Source organism: Pseudolysinimonas sp. (assembly GCF_031389465.1).
Classification (GTDB): domain Bacteria; phylum Actinomycetota; class Actinomycetes; order Actinomycetales; family Microbacteriaceae; genus Pseudolysinimonas_A.
Window position 1 is genome coordinate 1 of record NZ_JANMSQ010000337.1, and the last position, 7,991, is coordinate 7,991.

At 68.6% G+C, this 7,991-nt stretch carries 9 protein-coding genes and 1 pseudogene; 9 read left to right on the forward strand and 1 reads right to left on the reverse strand.

What is annotated here, in order from left to right; genetic code table 11:
* Nucleotides 1-190: pseudogene (locus RMO30_RS12920) on the reverse strand (CPBP family intramembrane glutamate endopeptidase); the annotation flags it as partial.
* A gap of 124 nt (nucleotides 191-314) precedes the next feature.
* Here RMO30_RS12920 and RMO30_RS12925 point away from each other — a divergent pair.
* From RMO30_RS12925 to RMO30_RS12965, 9 genes are all read left to right on the forward strand, one after another.
* Nucleotides 315-1,688 carry an MFS transporter gene (locus RMO30_RS12925; RefSeq protein WP_309714227.1) on the forward strand — a complete coding sequence of 458 codons (1,374 nt, stop codon included), beginning with the start codon at nucleotides 315-317 and terminating at the stop codon, nucleotides 1,686-1,688.
* Nucleotides 1,689-1,707: 19 nt separating this feature from the next.
* Nucleotides 1,708-2,343, forward strand: coding sequence for a MazG family protein (locus RMO30_RS12930; protein ID WP_309714215.1), 636 nt, complete (start codon nucleotides 1,708-1,710; stop codon nucleotides 2,341-2,343).
* 163 nt (nucleotides 2,344-2,506) lie between these two features.
* Nucleotides 2,507-3,085, forward strand: coding sequence for a hypothetical protein (locus RMO30_RS12935; RefSeq protein ID WP_309714217.1), 579 nt, complete (start codon nucleotides 2,507-2,509; stop codon nucleotides 3,083-3,085).
* A 73-nt stretch (nucleotides 3,086-3,158) separates the two neighbouring features.
* Entirely contained in the window at nucleotides 3,159-3,758 is a 600-nt protein-coding gene (locus RMO30_RS12940; RefSeq protein WP_309714219.1) for a gamma carbonic anhydrase family protein, read from the forward strand.
* A gap of 22 nt (nucleotides 3,759-3,780) precedes the next feature.
* Nucleotides 3,781-4,320, forward strand: coding sequence for a hypothetical protein (locus tag RMO30_RS12945; protein WP_309714221.1), 540 nt, complete (start codon nucleotides 3,781-3,783; stop codon nucleotides 4,318-4,320).
* A gap of 67 nt (nucleotides 4,321-4,387) precedes the next feature.
* Nucleotides 4,388-5,656 (forward strand): ATP phosphoribosyltransferase regulatory subunit, encoded by a 1,269-nt coding sequence (locus RMO30_RS12950; RefSeq protein ID WP_309714229.1) that lies wholly within the window; start codon nucleotides 4,388-4,390, stop codon nucleotides 5,654-5,656.
* A 48-nt stretch (nucleotides 5,657-5,704) separates the two neighbouring features.
* Nucleotides 5,705-6,985, forward strand: coding sequence for a phosphopyruvate hydratase (gene eno, locus RMO30_RS12955; RefSeq protein WP_309714223.1), 1,281 nt, complete (start codon nucleotides 5,705-5,707; stop codon nucleotides 6,983-6,985).
* 74 nt (nucleotides 6,986-7,059) lie between these two features.
* Nucleotides 7,060-7,638: a septum formation initiator family protein gene (locus RMO30_RS12960; RefSeq protein ID WP_309714225.1), complete on the forward strand. Its 579-nt coding sequence runs from the start codon at nucleotides 7,060-7,062 to the stop codon at nucleotides 7,636-7,638.
* Nucleotides 7,635-7,991, forward strand: a 357-nt coding sequence (locus RMO30_RS12965; RefSeq protein WP_309714231.1) for a DUF501 domain-containing protein, incomplete at its 3' end; no start/stop codon positions are given. The genes RMO30_RS12960 and RMO30_RS12965, both read left to right, overlap by 4 nt.

The following is a 7,991-nucleotide window of genomic DNA, read 5'->3' on the forward strand; positions in this document are numbered from 1 at the left end:
CGACGGTCGCGGCCGAGAGCCCGCCGAGAACGATCGCTGCCTCGGTCATCCAGCGGCGGTACACCTTCTGCCGCGCGACGGTCGATCGCATGCGCTTGAACCGGGCGTAATCGCGTCGTTCCCGATTGATCGCCCGCCAGAAGAGAATCCCGAGGGTGACGCCGAGCAGGGCGAGAGCGGCGAGATCCACGTGGCCATTCTGTCTGATCAGGAATAGTGACCCATCCGGAATAGTGGGGGGCGATGAGTGCTTGGACCCTGGTGTGACAGACGGCGTCGGCTTCCGCTCAGAACGCGGGCCGCTGCTGGTCGCGATGATGGTGGCGACCGGGCTGGTTGCGATCGACTCGACGGTGATTGCGACGGCGATCCCCTCGATCGTCGACGATCTCGGAGGATTCAGTTCCTTCCCGTGGCTGTTCTCGGTCTACCTGCTCGCATCCGCTGTCACGGTGCCGGTCTACGCGAAACTGGCCGACACGATCGGTCGCAAGCCGCTGATCCTGTGGGGGATCGGAGTCTTCCTGCTCGGCTCGATCCTGTGCGGATTCGCGTGGGATATGCCGAGTCTGATCGCCTTCCGAGCGGTGCAGGGCATCGGGGCTGGCGCGGTGCTGCCGATCACGATCACGATGATCGGCGACATTTACACCCTCGAAGAGCGCGCGCGCGTCCAGGGCTATCTGGCGAGTGTCTGGGCGTTCGCGGCCGTCGCTGGCCCCACCCTCGGCGGGATCTTCGCGCAGTTCGACCTGTGGCGCGGCATCTTCTTCGTCAACATCCCGCTGTGCCTGCTGGCCGGATGGATGATCTGGTCGAGGTTCCGGGAGAAGGTCGAGAAACGTCGCCACCGCATCGATGTCGCTGGCGCGGTGCTGCTGACGGCGTCGATGACCCTGCTCATCCTTGGCGTTCTGCAGGGCGGCCACGGGTGGGCGTGGGACTCGGTGCCGAGCCTCGTCGTGTTCGGTGCAGGTGCCGTGCTGCTCGCTGGGTTCTTCGTGGTCGAAGGGCGGGCTGCGGAACCGATCCTGCCGTTCTGGGTGCTGTCGCGACGGCTGCTGCTGACCACTAACCTCCTCGGATTCTGCATCGGCGCTGCGCTGATCGGTCTGACCGAGTACGTGCCGACCTTCCTTACCGTGACGACCGGCGCCCCCCCGATTCTCGCCGGCCTGGCGTTGGGCGCCCTCACGATCGGGTGGCCTGCTGCGGCGGTCGTCGCCGGGCGGGTCTACCTGCGGTTCGGGTTCCGTCCGACGTCGATCCTCGGTGGCGCCGTACTGGTGCTCGGAATCTCGGGGCTCGCTCTCTCGACCCTGGCGCCTTCGATCTGGCTGGTCGCGCTCCTGTGCTTCGTCATCGGCGCCGGCTTCGGGTTCGCCGCCATCCCGAGCCTTGTGGCCGCCCAGGCCAGTGTCGAGTGGAACGAGCGCGGCGTGGTCACCGGTACCCAGATGTTCTTCCGGTCGATCGGTCAGGCACTCGGCGCTGCCGCCTTGGGGGCGATCGCGAACACCGTGATCTTCGCTCAGGGTGGCGACGAGACGGTTCCTGCGACGATGCAGTCCGCCGCTGCTGCGGTGTTCACGGGCGCGGCCCTCGTCGCCCTGCTGTTGCTCATAGCGGCGATCGCGATGCCGCGGGTCGCGACGCCACGTGAGGCGCAGGCCGACCCCACCGTCTGAAGGCGTGCAGGATGAACGCATGACGGATGCCCCGCACCCCTGCCTCGACGAGCTGATCGCGACGCTCGAACGCCTGCGAGCGCCGGGCGGCTGCGCCTGGGACCGCGATCAGACGCACGCGTCGCTCGTGCAGTACCTCGTCGAGGAGAGCGCCGAGCTGGTGGAAGCGATCGAGTCGGGCGACGACGACGAGCTGGTCGAGGAGCTCGGCGACGTGCTCTACCAGGTGCTGTTCCACGCCGACATCGCGACGGAGGCGGGCCGCTTCACGCTCGAGGATGTCGCGGAGCACATGACGCAGAAGATGGTGGGGAGGCATCCGCACGTCTTCGGGGATGTCGTTGCCGAGACGCCCGACCAGGTGGTCGCCACGTGGGAGGCGGTCAAGGCGGTCGAGAAGTCGCACCGCTCGAGCGTGCTCGAAGGGATCCCGTCGGGGATGCCGTCGCTCGCCCTCGCCGACAAGGTGCTCGGCCGCGCCGCAAAGGTCGGGGTGGCTGTCGGGCCCGCATCGGTGCCCCTCACCGAAGAGGAGCTCGGCGCTCACTTGCTCGCGCTGGTGGCTGGTGCCCGCGAGGCGGGGCTGGATGCCGAACGCGCCCTTCGCGGAGCGCTGCGCACCGTGCGCACGCAGGTTGAGATCGCGGAACGCTGATGCCCCGGAACTTCGATTTGCCCGACTTGCCCGACTGGCGCACACTCGGCGCGTTCCCTTCCGCGGTGCTCGGCGCGATCGGCGGCATCGCGTGGGCCGCGTCGCTGCGCGGTTGGATGGTCCAGATCGCCGCAGTATCGCCGGACCGTGGAAGACGGTTCGCATGACTGATATCCCCGCCCCGCAGCTCAGTCGCCAGGTCGGCGTGACGGTCATCGTGCTCTCGGTACTTGCCGCCGTCGCACTCGTGACTCTGCCCCCTCTCGGCTTCTGGCCGTTCGCGGTCGCCCTCGTACTCGCTGCGATTCACCACGCCTTCGTCGCCCTTGCGGTGCTGCTCATCGGGCGCACCGGTCTCGCCGGGAGGCATCGGGTACTCCCGGTTGCGGCGACCCTGGGCAGTGCCACTCTGCTGCTGCTGGCCGCGCTCGCCGAGGTCGTTCTCGTGTTCGTGATCGGGCTGCGGCCCGAGGCGCCGTTTCGTCTGTTCCCGGTCGTCGCGGCGGCGCTCGCCGTACTACCGGGCCTCGTTCTTACGGTATTCGGGGTCGTCGTGGTTCGCGCCGGCGTCGTGCACCCAGGGGTACGCATCCTTCCGCTGCTCGGCGGGCTCGGGGTGCTGGTTGCTGGTGCGGTCCTGTACCTCGACCCGCTCGGCACCGGGCGGATGGCTGTCGCCGTCGCGACCCTGCTGCTCGCGGGCGTCGGCCTCGCCCTCTTCACCCCGCGAACCGTGCGCTAGGGCCATTGCCGCCGGAGGCCGCGAGGGGCATGATCGCTGGATGGGATTCCTCGACGGACTGAAGTCGTAAGCCGTGCTCGTCGAACACCTCGGGCAGAGCCCGCGCATCCATCCTGACGCCGTCGTCGCGCCGGGCGCCGTCATCAGCGGCGACGTGACGATCGGCGCCGACTGCCAGGTGTTGCACGGTGCTGTCATCAGCGCCGAGGGCGGACCGATCGTGCTCGGTGAGCACGTGATTGTGATGGAGAACGCGGTGCTTCGAGCGAGTTCTTCAGACCCCCTGCGGATCGGCGACCACTGTCTGGTCGGGCCGCTCGCCTCGATCTCGGGCGCCCGAATCGGCGACGAGGTCTTCATCGCCACGGGAGCCCGCATCTTCAACGGCGCCGTGATTGGCGACCGCAGCGAAGTGCGGATCAACGCCGTTGTGCATCTGCGCACCGAGCTGCCGCCGGAGTCGGTCGTGCCGATCGGCTGGGTCGCCGTCGGTTCCCCGGCCGAGATGTTCTCGCCTGACAAGCACGAAGAGATCTGGTCGCGGCAGGTGCAGCTCGATTTCCCGGGCTACGTGTTCGGCCTCGACCGCGACACCCCCGACCTCATGGTGCAACTCACGGAGCGCTACGCGCGGCACCTCTCTCGCCACGCCGACGATCACCCGGTCGGGTGACGAGTGGGGTGAAGATGGGCAGATGACTCTGCCCGCGTTCATCGCGCCCCCGCGACGCATCCCGTTTCCGCTGCGGTTCGGGCTGTGGATCGCCCGGCGAGCGTCGGGGGAAGACACGCTCGTCGCCCACCTGCTCACCTGGTACCCGAAAGCGGCGGTCGGGGCGGGCGTCATGGAGGCGCTCGTCGCGGATGCGGTCGGGCGGGTCGACCGGCGGATGCTCAAACTGGTGCGCATGACGGTTTCGTCGACCGTCGACTGCCCGTTCTGCGTCGGGTTCAACGGGCGAGATTGGCAGAAGCACCTCACCGAAGATGAAGTCGCCGTGGTGCAGGGACGTCGGGATGCCGCCGACCTCGTCACCCTCGACGATGCCGAGCGCCTTGCCATCGAGTACGCCCAGGCGCTCTCCGCCACCCCGATCGCGGTGTCGCGGGAGATGGGGGAGCGGCTCACCGAACACTTCACCGAGCGCGAGCTCGTCGTGCACGCGACCACCGTGGCGCAGGTCGGGTACTGGGCGCGCGTGGCGCAGGGTCTCGGCTGCCCGCAGCTCGGCTGAGCGTCCCTGGGTGCGGGGACTGGCAGACTGAGTGCCCGTGGCACAGCAGGTCAATCCTCCGCGCGGCATGCGCGACTTCCTCCCGGCCGAGAAGGTTCGGCGGGAGCGCATCCTCGCCGTCATCCGCGAGGTCTACCGGTCGCACGGATTCGACGAAATCGAGACTCCGGTCGCCGAAGACAGCGAGCGGCTGCACGCGGGGCTCGGCGGCGACAACGAGAAGCTCGCGTTCGGCATCCTGAAGCGCGGTCTTACCCGCGACGACCTGCAGGCAGCACAGGAGCCGCTCGACCTCGCCGACCTCGGCCTGCGCTTCGACCTCACCGTGCCGCTCGCACGCTTCTATGCGTCACACCGCGCCGAGCTGCCGGCGGTCTTCCGCAGCATCCAGATCGCTCCGGTGTGGCGGGCTGAGCGTCCGCAGAAGGGTCGCTACCGGCAGTTCGTGCAGTGCGACATCGACGTGCTCGGCGAGCCCGGGCCGCGCGCGGAGGCCGAGCTGCTGGTCGCGACCCTCGATGCCCTCGATGCTCTCGGACTCGCAGGCGGATTCATCCGGGTCAACGACCGCCGGCTGCTGATCGGGATGCTCGCCACCTTCGGATTCGCGCCCGACGAGTACGACGGCGCGCTCGTCACGATCGACAAGCTCGACAAGATCGCCCAGGACGGGGTGCTCGCCGAGTTGCGCGAGCGCGGGTACACCGCGGCGGCCATCGATGAGCTCGAGACATTCTTTAGCCGCCCGACGACGGCGGAGTTCCTACCGTTCGGCGACGCCGCCATCCGCACGGCGCTGCCCGACGACCCCGACGCCGAGGCGCTCGCGGGGCTCGTGGCGATCGGCGAGGCGGTTGCGGCGGCGCGCGGCACGGATGCCGTGCTGCTGCGATTCGACCCGTTCCTCGTGCGCGGCATGGGCTACTACACCGGGCCGATCTTCGAGCTCGCCCACCCGAGCGTCGACTACTCGCTCGGCGGCGGTGGCCGCTATGACGGGATGATCGGCCAGTTCCTCGGAACCGAGGTACCCGCGACCGGGTTCTCGCTCGGCTTCGAGCGGCTCGTCGACCTCGTCGACCTGCCCGCGAGGGAGGGGGTGGAGGCGATCGCGCTCCTGCACGACGCTGACGTCGACCTTGCGCAGCTCTTGACGCTCAAGGCCGAACTCATCGCAGTCGGCAGCCGGGTGCGACTCGTGGCGCGCCCCAAGAATGTGAAGCCCACACTCGATGCCCTCGCGAAGGAAGGCTTCACCAGTTTCACGTTCGTCGACAGGTCGACGACCCTGGCATCCATCGCTCTTCGATCTTTGAACGAAACCCCGCAGTCCTAGGATCGTCTCGGGCACCGCCACCAGCCCACCCCCAACCAAAGGAAAAAGATGTCTGCCATCGAAGCCGTCGGCGCCCGCGAAATCCTCGACTCCCGGGGAAACCCGACCGTCGAGGTCGAGGTGCTGCTCGACGACGGAACCGTCTCGCGTGCCGCCGTTCCCTCGGGAGCGTCGACCGGCGCCTTCGAGGCGTACGAGCTGCGCGACGGTGACGAGAACCGCTACGGCGGCAAGGGCGTACTCAAGGCCGTCGCCGGCGTGCTCGACGTACTCGGCCCGGCCATCGAAGGCTTCGACGCCGCCGACCAGCGCCTCGTTGATGCCGAGATGATCGCCGCCGACGGTACCGACAACAAGAGCAAGGTCGGGGCGAACGCGATCCTCGGAGTCTCGCTCGCCGTTGCCAAGGCTGCCGCCGACTCGGCCGACTTGCCGCTGTTCCGCTACCTCGGCGGACCCAACGCGCACACCCTGCCGGTGCCGTTGATGAACATCATCAACGGTGGCGCGCACGCCGACACAGCGCTCGACATCCAAGAGTTCATGGTGCTGCCGGTGGGCGCCGACTCCTTCGCCGACGCCCTCCGCTGGGGCGCCGAGGTCTACCACGCGCTCAAGTCGGGCCTGAAGAAGAAGGGCCAGTCGACCGGTCTCGGCGACGAGGGCGGTTTCGCGCCCGACCTGCCCGGTGCCCGCGCCGCGCTGGACTTCATCCTCGAGGCGATCGGCTCGGCCGGCTTCAGCGCGGGCAAAGACTTCGTGCTCGGCCTCGACGTCGCCGCGACCGAGTTCTTCGCCGACGGCGTCTACTCGTTCGAGAAGCAGAAGCTCACGGGCGAGCAGCTCACCGAGGTTTGGGCAGGCCTCGTCAAGGACTACCCGCTCGCGACGATCGAAGACCCGCTCGCGGAAGACGACTGGGACGGCTACGTGCACCTCACCGCCGAACTCGGCGACAAGGTGCAGGTGGTCGGCGATGACCTGTTCGTCACCAACCCGGTCCGGCTGCAGAAGGGCCTCGACCTCAAGGTCGCGAACTCGATCCTCGTGAAGGTGAACCAGATCGGCACCCTGACCGAGACCCTGGATGCTGTCGCCCTCGCGCAGCGCGCGGGCTACACGGCGATCCTGTCCCACCGCTCGGGCGAGACCGAAGACACCACGATCGCCGACCTCGCGGTCGCGACCGATTCGGGGCAGATCAAGACCGGTGCTCCGGCCCGCTCCGACCGCGTCGCGAAGTACAACCAGTTGCTGCGCATCGAAGAAGAACTGGGCGACGCGGCCGTCTACGCCGGCCGTTCCGCCTTCCCGCGTTCGAAGGCGTAGCGAGGGAAGAGGCCTCAGCGAACTGACAGCGCGGCCATCGAAGGGTGGCCGCGCTGTCGGCTTACTGTGGACGCATGGCCCGGGTACAGCGACCCCAGCGTGCGCCTCGCGGTGAGACGCAGGCGCAGCCGCGTCGCGAGCGAGCCACCCGCGTACCGGTAGCCCTCCCCGACGAGCCGAGGGCGGCCGCGTGGTTGCGCAACTTCCGGCTCTCCGGCTTCGCGTTGTCGACCCTGCTGCTGGTCGTCGCGGCGCTCGTCGTGCTGGCGCCGAACCTCAAGACGTTCATCGAGCAGCGTCAGCAGATCGCCGCCCTTGAGCAGTCCCTCATCGATGCGCAGGCGGATGTCGACGTGCTGAACGCCGAGATCGCCCGGTGGAGTGACCCCGCCTACATCGAGGCACAGGCCCGTGATCGGCTGTACTACGTCTACCCCGGAGACATCACGTTCCTGGTGATCGGCGACGAGAACCTGGGGCTCGACGAGGGCGGGCTGCCGATCAGCGACGAGATCCAGACCACCCAGGTCGACTGGGTGCGGGCTCTGCTGTCGACGGTGTACGAGGCGGGCCTGACCGACGCGACGCCTGCGCAACTGGAAAACCCGCAACTTGAGAGCCCGCAATTCGAAAGCCCGCAGCAGGACGGCTGATGCGTCCCCCGTTCCCCGCCCCGACGGCCGCCGAGATCGCCGTGGTGTCGTCCCAACTCGGTCGCCCGGCGCGCGGCGTCATCGGCATCGCGGCGCGCTGCGTCTGCGGCAACCCGACCGTCGTCGCGACCTCGCCCCGGCTGCCCGACGGCACTCCGTTTCCGACCCTCTACTACCTGTCGCACCCCGCGGCCACGGCGGCGATCTCGACTCTCGAGGCGACGGGCGTGATGGCCGTGCTCGCCACCGAGCTTCAGGATGCCGACACCGCCGCCGCATATCGCGCGGCCCACGTCTCCTACCTCGCCGATCGCGAAGCCATCGACGCCGTCGAGCAGATCGCGGGGTACTCG